The sequence below is a fragment of the Gemella morbillorum genome (assembly GCF_900476045.1).
GTDB classification, from domain to species: domain Bacteria; phylum Bacillota; class Bacilli; order Staphylococcales; family Gemellaceae; genus Gemella; species Gemella morbillorum.
The window spans coordinates 740,841-754,093 of record NZ_LS483440.1; the positions used below are offsets into that span (position 1 = coordinate 740,841).

Annotated in this window: 11 protein-coding genes; 7 read left to right on the top strand and 4 right to left on the bottom strand. The window is 31.5% G+C overall.

The window, feature by feature from the left end:
- Position 1 precedes the first annotated feature (1 nt).
- On the bottom strand, positions 2–1,069 hold the full coding sequence (locus DQN46_RS03675) for a D-alanine--D-alanine ligase (protein WP_111743049.1): 1,068 nt from the start codon (positions 1,067–1,069) through the stop codon (positions 2–4).
- A gap of 175 nt (positions 1,070–1,244) precedes the next feature.
- Between DQN46_RS03675 and DQN46_RS03680 the strand changes: the two genes are divergently transcribed.
- Together DQN46_RS03680 and DQN46_RS03685 are read left to right on the top strand one after the other, a co-directional pair.
- Positions 1,245–2,300, top strand: a complete 1,056-nt coding sequence (locus DQN46_RS03680) for an ABC transporter permease (protein WP_111743050.1) — start codon at positions 1,245–1,247, stop codon at positions 2,298–2,300.
- Positions 2,301–2,310: 10 nt separating this feature from the next.
- Positions 2,311–2,985: an ABC transporter ATP-binding protein gene (locus DQN46_RS03685; RefSeq protein WP_004632192.1), complete on the top strand. Its 675-nt coding sequence runs from the start codon at positions 2,311–2,313 to the stop codon at positions 2,983–2,985.
- Between the two features lie 89 nt (positions 2,986–3,074).
- On the opposite strand, the gene uvrB is transcribed toward DQN46_RS03685, so the two are convergent.
- Positions 3,075–5,072 (bottom strand): excinuclease ABC subunit UvrB, encoded by a 1,998-nt coding sequence (gene uvrB / locus DQN46_RS03690; protein ID WP_111743052.1) that lies wholly within the window; start codon positions 5,070–5,072, stop codon positions 3,075–3,077.
- A gap of 197 nt (positions 5,073–5,269) precedes the next feature.
- On the opposite strand from uvrB, the gene DQN46_RS03695 reads away from it, so the two are divergent.
- Positions 5,270–5,638: a hypothetical protein gene (locus DQN46_RS03695; protein WP_111743053.1), complete on the top strand. Its 369-nt coding sequence runs from the start codon at positions 5,270–5,272 to the stop codon at positions 5,636–5,638.
- Positions 5,639–5,730: 92 nt separating this feature from the next.
- On the opposite strand, the gene DQN46_RS03700 is transcribed toward DQN46_RS03695, so the two are convergent.
- On the bottom strand, positions 5,731–7,137 hold the full coding sequence (locus tag DQN46_RS03700; protein WP_004632189.1) for an APC family permease: 1,407 nt from the start codon (positions 7,135–7,137) through the stop codon (positions 5,731–5,733).
- Positions 7,138–7,539: 402 nt separating this feature from the next.
- Complete coding sequence (gene prmA, locus DQN46_RS03705) at positions 7,540–8,475, bottom strand: 50S ribosomal protein L11 methyltransferase (protein WP_111743054.1); 936 nt, start codon at positions 8,473–8,475, stop codon at positions 7,540–7,542.
- A 249-nt stretch (positions 8,476–8,724) separates the two neighbouring features.
- On the opposite strand from prmA, the gene DQN46_RS03710 reads away from it, so the two are divergent.
- The 4 genes from DQN46_RS03710 to gatB all read left to right on the top strand — a co-directional run bounded on the left by DQN46_RS03710 (position 8,725) and on the right by gatB (position 13,173).
- On the top strand, positions 8,725–9,246 hold the full coding sequence (locus tag DQN46_RS03710) for a cysteine hydrolase family protein (RefSeq protein WP_197712531.1): 522 nt from the start codon (positions 8,725–8,727) through the stop codon (positions 9,244–9,246).
- A 719-nt stretch (positions 9,247–9,965) separates the two neighbouring features.
- Positions 9,966–10,256 carry an Asp-tRNA(Asn)/Glu-tRNA(Gln) amidotransferase subunit GatC gene (gene gatC, locus DQN46_RS03715; RefSeq protein ID WP_004632186.1) on the top strand — a complete coding sequence of 97 codons (291 nt, stop codon included), beginning with the start codon at positions 9,966–9,968 and terminating at the stop codon, positions 10,254–10,256.
- Between the two features lie 18 nt (positions 10,257–10,274).
- Positions 10,275–11,732, top strand: coding sequence for an Asp-tRNA(Asn)/Glu-tRNA(Gln) amidotransferase subunit GatA (gatA, locus tag DQN46_RS03720; protein ID WP_111743055.1), 1,458 nt, complete (start codon positions 10,275–10,277; stop codon positions 11,730–11,732).
- 13 nt (positions 11,733–11,745) lie between these two features.
- Complete coding sequence (gene gatB, locus DQN46_RS03725; protein ID WP_111743056.1) at positions 11,746–13,173, top strand: Asp-tRNA(Asn)/Glu-tRNA(Gln) amidotransferase subunit GatB; 1,428 nt, start codon at positions 11,746–11,748, stop codon at positions 13,171–13,173.
- Positions 13,174–13,253: the final 80 nt, after the last annotated feature.

A 13,253-nucleotide genomic window follows, 5' to 3' on the forward strand; every position in this document is an offset into this window, starting at 1 on the left:
CCTATTCTTCTGTTAATAAGTTTTTGCGGTCTTCGTAACGCTCTAATGCTAAATCGAATAACTCTTCGATTATTTCAGGGTAGGTAACATTCATATTTGCCCAAAGTGATGGGAACATAGAAAATGGAGTGAAACCAGGCATTGTGTTTACTTCGTTAATAAAGATTTTTCCTTCTTTAGTATAGAAGAAGTCGGCACGTACTAAACCAGAACCACTAATTGCACGGAATGCAGTTTCTGCCATTTCTCTAAATTCTGAGTATAAAGCTGTATCAATAGGAGCAGGAATATCCATACGAGATTGGCCATCAGTATATTTAGTTTCATAATCATAGAACTCAGTTGTAGAAATGTTTACGATTTCTCCAGGATCAGTAGTCCTTACTTCATTGTATCCAAGAACAGCTACTTCAATCTCTTTTGCTCCAACAGCACCTTGTTCAATAACAATTTTCTTGTCGAATTTAAGAGCTTCTTCAATACCTTTTATTAATTGTTTTTCATCATTACAACGACTGATACCTACAGATGATCCTAAGTTTGCAGGTTTAACAAAAACGGGATATTTTAGATTGTCATTAATTTCTTTAATAATTTTATTTTTGTTCTTTTTCCAGTTATACTCGATAAAGTGAGTGTATGGTAATTGTGGTAAATCATATGCTGCAAATAATTGCTTCATAATTACTTTATCCATACCAGCTGCACTAGATAGTACATTATTGCCAACATAAGCAATATCCATTATTTCTAGTAAACCTTGAATTGTTCCATCTTCTCCGTTTGGTCCATGTAAAACAGGGAACACAATATCAAATTTATGATTATCTTCAAATAGTAATCCACTTATATCATTATCAAAGTTAGAGAAGATAAGTTCTTTGTGATCTTTTATTTCAGATGTTATTTGTTCTCCGCGAGCCCATTCTCCATTTAAAGATATAAAGATAGGGAATACGTTATATTTTTCTTTGTTGATTGCATTAATAATTGATTTTGCTGTTAATAGTGATACAGAATGCTCAGCACTTTTCCCACCATATATAATTCCAATATTTTGTTTTATCATTTTAACATCTCCTAACTAAAAATGAGGTTGACTAAAGTAATAGTCTATTATTACATTATACCATAAAAAATAAAAATGGAATATTTTTTTAAAATATAAAATTCAATTAATTGCTGAATGAATGGGTTTATGTTAATGTTAAGAAACAAATAAAAATAGAAGAGGTTATTGATATATGTATTTAGCATTAAAAGAAATATTATACAATAAGTTGCGTTATTTATTAGTTGTGGCAATCACCTTTCTTATAACGTACATGGTTTTTTTCATGACAAGTCTAGCGTTAGGGCTAATGAAAGATAATAGGTCAGCAATTGACAGTTGGCAAGCACGTTCTGTAGTACTATCGGAATATGCTAACAAAAATTTAACGGCATCGTTCATTCCTAAAAATCAATATGAAAATAATTTGGATGAAAATACTATTCCTTTGGGATATACTCCGGCTGTAGTGAACTTAGAAAATAATGATAAAAAAATTAATGTTTCTGTCTTTGCACAAGAATGGGATACTAAAATTATTCCGAAATTAGAAGAGGGAAGGTATCCTACTAGCAATAATGAAATAGTTGCAGATAAATCTATTAATAATTATGGAATACAGTTAGGAAGTAAAATATTTATTAATGGTAGTAAAGATGAATATACAATCGTTGGAATAACAAAAAATAATAAATTTTTAACATCTACTATAATATATACAAACTTGGAAACATATTGGACTATAAAAGGAACTATAAATGGTAGTAAGGTGATATCAGCGATAGTAAAAGTTAATGATGGGGAAGTAGCTGGAGATGGCTTGTTACAACTAAATACAGATGAAGTAATTAAGAGTATACCAGGGTACTCGGCGCAAAAGAGTGTTTTTGCAGGAATGATAGGAGCATTAGTGTTAATCACAAGTTTAGTTATTGGTATCTTTATTTACATTATCACTATCCAAAAATTAGGGCTTTACGGGATTATGAGAGCCCAAGGTATAAAAGTTAAAGATATTGTGTCAGCGTTATTTTGGCAGATTCTTATTTTATCAAGTGTTGGCGTAGGAACTGCTCTACTTGCTGTATTAGGAACAAAATATATTATTCCTAAAACACTATTTTTTGAAGTGAATTGGCTAGCTTATTCGATACTTAGTATTTCTATTATTTTAGTATCATTAATTGGTGGATTAATCTCACTACCAAAAATTTTAAAAATATCGCCAATTAAAGCAATAGCTGAATAGGAGGAATATAATGAATCTAATAACAATGACTAATATAACTAAGGTATATAATGATGGAGATATGCAATTTACAGCATTATATCCAACTGAATTTTATCTAAATGAAGGAGAATTTGTTGCTATTATAGGTCCTTCAGGTTCTGGGAAAACGACTTTTTTAACTATTCTTGGAAATTTACAAGAAGCAACAAGTGGAGAAATAACATTTTGTGGAGAAAATATAACTAATCTTAATGAAAAGAGAAAAACAGAACTTCGCTTTGAAGAATTTGGATTTATATTACAGGCGTCTAATCTAATTCCATTTCTGAAAGTAGGAGAACAATTAGACTTGATAGATAAGTTGGGCACTCTAGAAAAAGATAAGATGAATCGTAAAGAACTATTTGATATGTTAGGACTAGAAAAGCTAAAAAATTCTTATCCGAAAGAATTATCAGGAGGAGAACGTCAAAGAGCAGCTATAGCACGTGCGCTATACAATAATCCTAGAGTTATTTTGGCAGATGAACCAACGGCGAGTTTAGATACTAATCGTGCTCATCAGGTGGCAGATTTATTAGCTGAAATTGCTCATAAACAAAATAAAGGTGTTGTTATGATTACTCATGATACACGTTTATTGGATAAAGTAGATAGAGTCTATCGCATGGAAGATGGGCATTTAGTTGAGATTAAAAAATAAACAGTGGGAATTGAAATTTTATAAATTTGAATAAAGTTATAATAAATAACAGCTAGATATAATGTTTAAATTAGTATCTAGCTGTTATTTTAAATTTTGTATTTTTCTTTTAGCTCTGCGATAGTATCACGAAGAACTGCTGCACGCTCAAAGTCGAATTTCCCAGCAGCAGCGAACATTTCTTGCTCTAGTTCTGCTAAGTGTTCTTCTATATTATCATCAGTAATATTTGTATCTTGTACAAGTTCTACAGACTCATCTGGAAGAACTTCTTTTTTCGCACTAATGCTATCTCGAATACCTTTAATAATTGTTTGTGGAGTAATTCCATGTTCTTCATTATAAGCCATTTGAATTTCTCGACGACGATTAGTTTCATCTATCGCTTTACGCATACTTCGTGTAATATTATCAGCATACATTATTACACGCCCATTAGCGTTACGAGCGGCACGTCCGATTGTTTGTAATAATGCCTTATCACCACGTAAAAACCCTTCTTTATCGGCATCTAATATAGCAACTAGCGATACTTCTGGAATATCAAGACCTTCACGTAATAGGTTTATTCCGACAAGAATATCAAATTTTCCAAGACGCAAGTTTCGAATTATTTCTGTACGCTCCAAAGTTTTAATATCAGAATGAAGATATTCTACTTTAAGACCATTTTCTTTAAGATAAGCGGTAAGTGCTTCTGCCATTTTTTTAGTAAGTGTAGTAATAAGAACACGTTCACCTTTTTCGATGATTTTCTCCGCTTCTTTAGTTATATCAAACACTTGATCACTAACTGGTCGGACATCAATTATCGGATCAAGTAACCCAGTAGGTCGAATAATTTGTTCAGTAATTTTAGAACTATGTTCTAATTCATAATCACCAGGCGTAGCTGAAACAAAAATAGCTTGGTTTAATTTGTTTTCGAATTCTGTAAAGTTTAGTGGGCGATTGTCTAAAGCAGTAGGTAATCTAAACCCATAATCTACAAGGACTTGTTTACGAGCGCGGTCTCCATTAAACATTCCTCTTACTTGAGGTAGGGTAACGTGAGATTCATCAACAACAAGTAACCAATCTTTAGGGAAATAGTCTAACAATGTATAAGGAGTAGAACCAGGTTCACGCAATGTTAAATGTAGTGAATAGTTCTCTATTCCTGAACAAAATCCCATTTCCTCCATCATTTCTAGGTCATAGTTAGTACGTTGTTCTAAACGTTGTGCTTCTAACAGTTTGTTTTCTAAATTAAAAACTTTTAGTCTATCTTCTAGTTCAGCACGAATACGTTTGATAGCTTCTTTAGTTTTTTCCTCACCTGCAACGAAGTGGCTCGCAGGATAAATAGCTATATGATTAAGTTCAGAAAGAACTTCTCCAGTAAGAGAATTGATTTCGCGGATACGTTCTATCTCATCACCAAACATTTCTATACGAACTGAATTTTCGCTTCGTGATGCAGGGAAGATTTCAATAACATCACCACGTACTCTAAAAGTTCCACGGGTAAAATCTATATCATTACGCATATATTGAATATTAATTAATTTTTCTAATATTTTATTGCGATTAATTTCGTCTCCAACACGTAATGACAGGACAAGTGAAGAATATTCCTCTGGAGATCCAAGACCATAGATACAGCTGACACTAGAAACAATAATAACATCATCACGGTCGAATAATGAAGATGTGGCACTGTGGCGTAGTTTATCTATTTCATCATTGACAGAAGAATCTTTCTCGATATATGTGTCAGTTGATGGAACATATGCTTCTGGTTGGAAATAATCATAGTAAGATACAAAATATTCAACACGATTATTTGGGAAAAATTCTTTTAATTCATTGTATAACTGACCAGCTAATGTTTTGTTATGAGCAAGGACAAGAGTAGGTTTACCAACATTTTTTACAATGTTAGCAATTGTAAAAGTTTTACCAGTACCTGTAGCCCCAAGAAGAGTTTGATATTTTTCACCATTATTAAGTCCCTCGGTAAGTTCACGAATAGCATTTACTTGGTCTCCTTTTGGTTCATAACTACTTTGAAGATCAAAGTCAACATGTAATCTATTAACTTCCAAAAAATTCACTCCTTTCAAATAATTGAGGTGTTTTAAAATATATTTCTATATAATTATATAATAGAAGTACAAATAGTAAAAGTGCTTTGATTTTAATAAGAAATGAGTAGTTCAATATTTCTTGAAAAGTATATTAATATAAATTATAATGTAGGGTAATTGGAAATTTAAATTGGGTATTGGAGATTAAGGAAATTATGAATATAAAAGAAGAGGTTGTACTTTTATTTGCTTTAAATGGATATTTTTTAATAGAGTTAGTACTTTTTTTAATATTAATCCGTATGTTGATAAAAAGAAAAAACAAACAAGAAAAAATATGGTTATCAAAAAAGTGGAAAATATATAATATAGTAAGTTTATTGTTAGAATGTTTTATTGTGATGCCGTGGGCATCTCTTGGCTTTTTTGTTAGTATTTTTACGACAGATGATGGAAGTACATTATTTTATTTCAAATTAAATATAGTTTTATTAGTATTAACTGCTATAATGATAATTATAAGATTTAGTATAAGTGTAATAGGGTGGATTAAAAGAAGGAAGTATTTTAAATATAATAACTAATAATAAAAAGAAAATGCTAAGTATCTAAACGTTACTTAGCATTTTATAATTGTATATCTTGGACTCCATACGTTGTAGGGAGATAAATATACTTATTTACTATTATTTTTTTTCGCAAGAAGAGGCATAATTAAACCAAGTGAGATAAGAACTATTGGTGTAATAATGTTCATTGCTGTTTGGAATGGACTTCCTGGTGTATACATTCCAGTGATACAAGCGAATGCAGTAAGGAAGAAACACCATGCTCCTAAACCAATACCAACATATTTATTTTTAACAAATTTGTATTCTGATTGGAATTTCTCTGCTGCTTTTTTCAAGAAAATATAAGCGGCAAATACCCATAAATAACGTAGAGGCATACAAACAGCGTTTAATTTAACTAACCATCTGAACAGCTCATTTACCTCTTTAATCCCAAACATCGGAATTATGATAAGGATAGATACGATTACACCAACTAGTTTTAGACCATTAGTGTAAACATCGTTTTCATTTTTAACTAGTAATTTTTTAGGTATATATTGCTCATCAGCGCTTCCTAATAGCATACGTAATGGAGCATCGATCGAGATAATAACGATAGAAACTTGCCCGATAAAATCAACTACTGCATAAATAACTAAGAACAAGTTACCAACGCCGTAGTAGTTACCTAATGTTTGGAATGCGTAATAAGTACCATTAGTTAGTAAATCTTTTGGAATATTATTAGTATCAAACATTAAAGCAAGTGCGAATGTTCCTAAAATAGCTGTTGTTACAACCATAAGAACTAAAGTCATCATTCCTTTCGGGAAATCAGTTGAAGGTTTTTTCATCTTATTAACATAAGGCGAAATTTTCTCACAGCCACCGACGGCAAAGACTAAGATAGCTATTGAGGTTACATACTTAACATCGAATGTTGGCATAAATGTATCTAAAGACCAATCGATATTATAAGTTTTTGCACCCGTAATAGATGGTGCAGAAATAGCCATAAATATGAATAATAACGACATAATAAACATTGACGAACCTGCTAATGTTGCAAGTTTTTTAATGAAGTTGATTCCTCTTGCAGCTAAAAATAACGCTACTAAGAATATTACAAGTGAAATAATTTGCACAAATGTAATATCCATTTTACTAATGCGGTTATCTCTGTATATAGCCCAACTGAATGCCGCAATAATACGTGATGGTTTTTGAGAAATATAAGGCATATGAACTACCCATATTGTCCAACCTGCATAGTAAGCTAATAATTTACTGTGTGTTTCGCTAATCCAAGAACTAACACCTCCACCAGCGTCTTTGAATGTAGATCCTAGTTCCCCAACAATAAGTGAATATGGAATAAAGTAAATAGCAAATATTAAAACCCATGAGAAAATAGATTTAAGCCCGCCAAATTCCGAGTAACCGTTAACGATGTTACCAAATGCCCAAACAGTAGAGAAGGCCATAAAAGCTAATGTATACCAAAATATCTTTTTAGCTTCTTTCTCCATAATAATTTTCCTCCTGTATATATTTAATTTTTATTTTTTGCGTTATCCGCAAAAATAATATTAGCACAATATATTGAAATATTCAAGTAATATTATTGATATTATATGGTAATATTTCAATAATTAAGTCCTTGAAAATAAGCAATAATATTAACATGAAAATAATGAAAACAATGTGTAAATATCAATTCATAATTAAGTGCAAAACATAGCTAAGAAGAATAAATTTTTAATATTATTATATAAGTTTAGTTATATTTTAAACATATACTATAAAAACATTTTATAGATGTAAACAATGACTTAACTAAAGGTTCAACATGCAACGCTATTGAACTACCAGAAGCAAAATAATAAACAAAAGAGACTAAAAAATTATTTTTAGTCTCTTTCTAATTAACTTTATTTAGTTACAACAAATGAGTACCATTCGTTATCTGAAGTTTCTTCAACAAGTTTAAAACCTTGTTCTAACATTTTTTCTAGTAATTCATCTTTTTTATCTTTGATGATTCCAGAAGTGATGAAGTATCCGCCATCTTCAAGTAGTTTATAAGCATCTTTCAACATAAGTTCAATAATATGAGCTAATATATTAGCAACTATAACATCATATTTTTTTGTTTCTTTAGTAAGAAGGCTAGCTTCCTCAACTTCAATACGATTTTCAAGATTATTAAGGGCGAAATTTTCACGAGAAACGTCAACAGCAAGTTTATCAAGATCAACAGCTTTAAGACTACCGTCAGTTAGGTAACTGGCTGCAATACTTAGAATACCACTTCCGCAACCTACATCGATAACATTATCATGAGGTTTAACATATTTTTCTAAGTTTTTAATACAAAGAGAAGTAGTCTCATGCCCACCAGTACCAAAAGCCATACCAGGATCAATATTGATTACATATTTATCTTCCTCATTCTCATACTTGCGCCAAGTTGGTACAATTACAAATTTTTCTCCGATATTAAGAATATCGAAATAATCCTTCCAAGAATTTTCCCAATCGCTATCTTGAATAGTAGTAGTTTCGATTTTGAAGAATTCTCCAATATTAATATTTTTTCCTAATTGTTCTAATTCATCTTTAAAACGATTAAAAGTTTCATCATCAAAGTTTAGTTCATTAATATATCCTTTAACTATAACTCCAATTTCTGGATAATCAGTTGGACTAAGTTCAACAATAGTACCAAAGTCATCGTGTAGATTTTCTTCTAGTGTAGTAGGGTCTTCGATAGCAACACCAGTAGAACCATAATCTAACAAAATAGATTCAACTATTTCACTAGCTTCGTTAGTAGTGTGAATTGTAATTTCAATCCAATTTTCCATTTTATACCTCACAAATATTTTAAATTTTATATTATAGTCTAAAATTAAAAAGAATCAAACTATTAATAGGGTTAATTAGAATATAAAATAATATAATTTTGTTATTAAATTCTATGTAATATATCTACATATATTACACTATTTATACTTTTTAATCAAACAAAAAATTTAAAAATATGTTGATTGACAGGTATTGTAAAAGTTGTTATAATTTTTACAAATAATGGACTCCAAAGGAGAATAAATATGATGGAAGCATTGATTGTTATTGATATTCAGGAAGGATTAATTAACCTTGGCCCTGCTAATAAAGAGAATTATATTAAGAAAGTGAAGGAAACTATTTCGAGTTTTGAAGAAGCTGGTAGAGATATTATTTATATCCGCCATACAGAATCTGAAGGTTTTCTTTCAGAAGGGGACCAAAGCTGGTTAATATATCACGAATTAAGTCCACGACCTCAGGACAAAATTTTTAATAAAAATTTTAACTCTATATTCAAAAAAACAGATGTAAAAGCTTACCTTGATAGTAAAGGAATTAAGAGTTATACTATGGTGGGGATGCAAGCAGAGTTTTGTATTGATACCTCATTAAAAATTGGTTTTGAGTATGGCTTTGAACAAGTTTTAGTGAGAGATGCTATCACAACTTTTGATAATAATCATTTAAAAGCACAGCAAATTATTGACTTTTATCAAGATTATATTTGGAATAATCGCTTTGCGAAAGTTCTAGATATTGAAGATGTAAAAAAGCTTCTAAATTAAAGAAATAATGTATAAGGAAGTATATTAAGTACTAAAAAATAAAATTAGTAAAAAATTAATTAACTATGATAAATATTAAGTAATTTATCAACACTCAGACGTACTTATAGAAGATTTTTATATGTAATTAACTTTACGAAAACAGCTTGACAAAATAATTTTGTGTGTTGTTTCTAAAAGAATGAATAACCTTAATGAATAAGGAGAAAATAATATTAATGTTTCAATATAAATAACTAAATAATTTTGGAAAATATATACACTTAGAAACTAATACGTTTTATGTAAAAACTAAGTTTAATAAAAATATAAAAGTAAACTATAAATGATATTTGTGTAAGTTCTGTAATTTCCTTGACATTATAGGCTGTATAGTATATTATTATAAGATAACCGTAACAAATTTAGTAAAAAGACTTTTATTTCATGTTTCTATTATAGAAGAGAGTTTAATCCGTAGGCTGAAAGATTAAATATAAATGATTGAAATAAGCAACACTTTTTATAAAATAAAATATACTTTATTGAGGTATCGGTATTCTGATATGAATTAGGGTGGCACCACGAAATTAGTAATCGTCCCATATAGTTTTAATTAACTATGTGGGACTTTTTAATTTATATAAATGGAAAAAATCTTGATAGCATTACCTAATTAATAATAGACTTTATGCTAAAATAAAGTAAATGAAAAACAATACAAAATTGGAGGAACATATATGTCAACAATTACAAGAGAACAAGTAAATCATATTGCACATCTTTCAAGATTAGAAATCAAAGAAGAGGAAGTTGCAGGATACATTGAAAAATTAGAAAAAGTTGTAGATTTATTCAACGAAGTAAACAGTGCACCAACAGAAAATGTAAAACCAACATATCACGTTTTAGACTTAGTGAATGTTTTCCGTGAGGATGTAGCAGAGCCTGGAATGGATAGAGAAGAAGTTCTTAAAAATGCTCACGAAACAGAAGCAGGACAATTCAAAGTACCTACTATCATAGATTAATAATAAGGAGATAATTTGATGAGTTTAATACATGAATCAATAGAAAGTTTAGAACTTAAACTGAAAAACAAAGAAATTAAACCAAGTGATTTAGTAAAAGAATCATTAGACAGAATTAAAGCAACTGAAGAAAAAGTTGGATCTTTTATTACAGTTACAGAAGAGATTGCACTTAAACAAGCAGAAGCTATGGATAAACTCCAAGAAAGTGGGCAAGCAACTGGAAAATTATTCGGTATTCCTATGGGAATCAAAGATAATATCGTAACAAAAGATATCCAAACAACATGTGCATCAAAAATTTTGGAAGGATTTAATCCAATTTATGATGCGACAGTAATGAATAAACTTAATGCGGAAAATCCAATCCTTATGGGGAAACTAAACATGGACGAGTTCGCGATGGGAGGATCTACAGAAAACTCTTATTACAAACTTACTCGTAACCCGCATGACTTAGATGCAGTACCTGGAGGATCAAGTGGTGGTAGTGCGACAGCTATAGCTGCAGGGCAAGTTAGCTTTACACTAGGAAGTGATACTGGTGGATCAGTACGTCAACCAGCATCATACTGTGGTGTTGTTGGACTTAAACCAACATACGGACGTGTATCACGTTTTGGTCTTGTTGCCTTTGCATCATCTCTTGACCAAATCGGGCCAATGACACGTACAGTAAAAGACAATGCACGCGTATTAGAAATCATCTCTGGATTAGATGCTCATGATATGACGAGTGCACCAGTAGAAGTACCAGAATTCAGCAAAATTATTACTGGAGATATTAAAGGTAAAAAAATTGCCCTTCCGAAAGAATACTTTGGTGCAGGAATTGATGAAGATGTTAAAAAAGCAGTTCTTGATGGTGTAAAATACCTAGAAAGTCAGGGAGCAATAGTAGAAGAAGTAAGCCTTCCAAATACAGACTATGCTATCTCAACATACTACATTATCGCATCAGCTGAAGCAAGTTCGAACCTTTCACGTTTTGACGGAATTCGCTATGGATACAGAAGTCCAAATGCAACTAACTTAGAAGAAATCTACAAAAAAACTCGTGGAGAGGGATTCGGTGCTGAGGTTAAACGTCGTATTATGTTAGGAACATATGTATTATCTTCAGGATATTACGATGCATACTACAAAAAAGCACAACAGGTTCGTACTTTAATCAAAGAAGATTTCGATAGAGTATTCAAAGAATATGATGTAATCATCGGACCAACAGCTCCAACAGTTGCATTCAATATCGGAGAAGAAATCGGAGACCCAGTTACAATGTACGCAAATGATATACTGACTATTCCAGTTAACATGGCTGGACTACCAGGATTAAGCATTCCATGTGGATTTAAAGGTAAACGTCCAATCGGTATGCAATTAATCGCAAAACCATTCGCAGAATCAACATTGTATGATGTAGCGTACAACTTCGAACAACACTACAACTTACACGATAAAAAAATAGAATTATAATAGGAGAAACAAGATGCATTTTGAAACAGTAATTGGACTAGAAGTCCATGTAGAATTAAAAACAGATTCAAAAATATTTTCACCATCTCCAGCTCACTTTGGTGCAGAACCGAATACTAACACTAACGTAATCGACTTAGGATACCCTGGGGTACTTCCAGTGGTAAACAAAAGAGCGGTAGAATGGGGAATGAAAGCTGCAATGGCTCTTAACATGACAGTAGCTCGCGAGTCAAAATTTGATAGAAAAAACTACTTCTATCCAGATAACCCGAAAGCATACCAAATCTCTCAATTCGATCAACCAATCGGGGAAAACGGATGGATTGATATCGAAGTAAACGGAGAAACAAAACGTATCGGTATTACACGTGCTCACCTTGAAGAAGATGCTGGTAAACTAACTCACAAAAATGGTTATTCACTAGTAGACCTTAACCGTCAAGGAACACCTCTTATCGAAATCGTATCTGAGCCAGATATTAGAACACCAGAAGAAGCATATGCTTACTTAGAAAAACTACGTTCAATTATTCAATATATCGAAGTATCAGACGTTAAGATGGAAGAAGGATCTATGCGTTGTGACGCGAATATTTCTATTCGTCCTTATGGTCAAGATAAATTTGGTACAAAAACAGAGCTTAAAAACTTAAACTCATTTACTTTCGTAAGAAAAGGTCTTGAGTATGAAGAAAAACGTCAAGAACAAGTAATCCTATCAGGAGGAAAAATCGAGCAAGAAACACGTCGTTTCGATGAAACAACAGGAACTACAAAACTAATGCGTGTTAAAGAAGGTTCTGATGATTACCGTTACTTCCCAGAGCCAGATATCGTACCTATGATTATCTCTGATGAATGGATGGAAGAAGTAAGAAAAACTATCCCAGAACTTCCAGATGCTCGTCAAAAAAGATACCAAGAAGAACTTGGACTACCAGCATATGACGCACACGTACTGACGCTAACAAAAGAAATGTCAGATATGTTTGAAAAAACTGTATCATTAGGAGCTGATGCAAAATTAGCATCTAACTATCTAATGGTAGATGTGAATGCTTATTTAAATAAAGTTCAAAAAGAACTTAGCGAAACTGAACTTACTGCAGAAGGTTTAGCAGGAATGATTAAACTAATTACTGATGGAACAATCTCAAGTAAAATCGCGAAAAAAGTATTTGCAGAACTTATCGAACACGGTGGAGATGCTGCACAAATCGTTAAAGAAAAAGGTCTTGTACAAGTATCAGATAGCGGACAACTACTTGCTTGGGTTAACGAAGCATTAGATAACAATCCAAAATCTATCGAAGACTACAAAAACGGACGCGACCGTGCTATTGGTTTCTTAGTAGGACAAATTATGAAAGCTTCTAAAGGACAAGCCAACCCACAAATGATTAACAAAATGCTATTAGAAGAAATAGTGAAAAGATAATAAAATATAAAAATAGCCTCAGAACATCATAAGTGTTCTGAGGTTTTTATAGTGGAAATAAATAGATGCTAATAAAATGG

Coding starts and splice junctions, on each gene's coding strand:
- DQN46_RS03675 (WP_111743049.1), bottom strand. CDS start 1,069: ATGATAAAACAAAATATTGGAATTATATATGGTGGGAAAAGTGCTGAG.
- DQN46_RS03680 (WP_111743050.1), top strand. CDS start 1,245: ATGTATTTAGCATTAAAAGAAATATTATACAATAAGTTGCGTTATTTA.
- DQN46_RS03685 (WP_004632192.1), top strand. CDS start 2,311: ATGAATCTAATAACAATGACTAATATAACTAAGGTATATAATGATGGA.
- DQN46_RS03695 (WP_111743053.1), top strand. CDS start 5,270: ATGAATATAAAAGAAGAGGTTGTACTTTTATTTGCTTTAAATGGATAT.
- DQN46_RS03700 (WP_004632189.1), bottom strand. CDS start 7,137: ATGGAGAAAGAAGCTAAAAAGATATTTTGGTATACATTAGCTTTTATG.
- prmA (WP_111743054.1), bottom strand. CDS start 8,475: ATGGAAAATTGGATTGAAATTACAATTCACACTACTAACGAAGCTAGT.
- DQN46_RS03710 (WP_197712531.1), top strand. CDS start 8,725: ATGGAAGCATTGATTGTTATTGATATTCAGGAAGGATTAATTAACCTT.
- gatC (WP_004632186.1), top strand. CDS start 9,966: ATGTCAACAATTACAAGAGAACAAGTAAATCATATTGCACATCTTTCA.
- gatA (WP_111743055.1), top strand. CDS start 10,275: ATGAGTTTAATACATGAATCAATAGAAAGTTTAGAACTTAAACTGAAA.
- gatB (WP_111743056.1), top strand. CDS start 11,746: ATGCATTTTGAAACAGTAATTGGACTAGAAGTCCATGTAGAATTAAAA.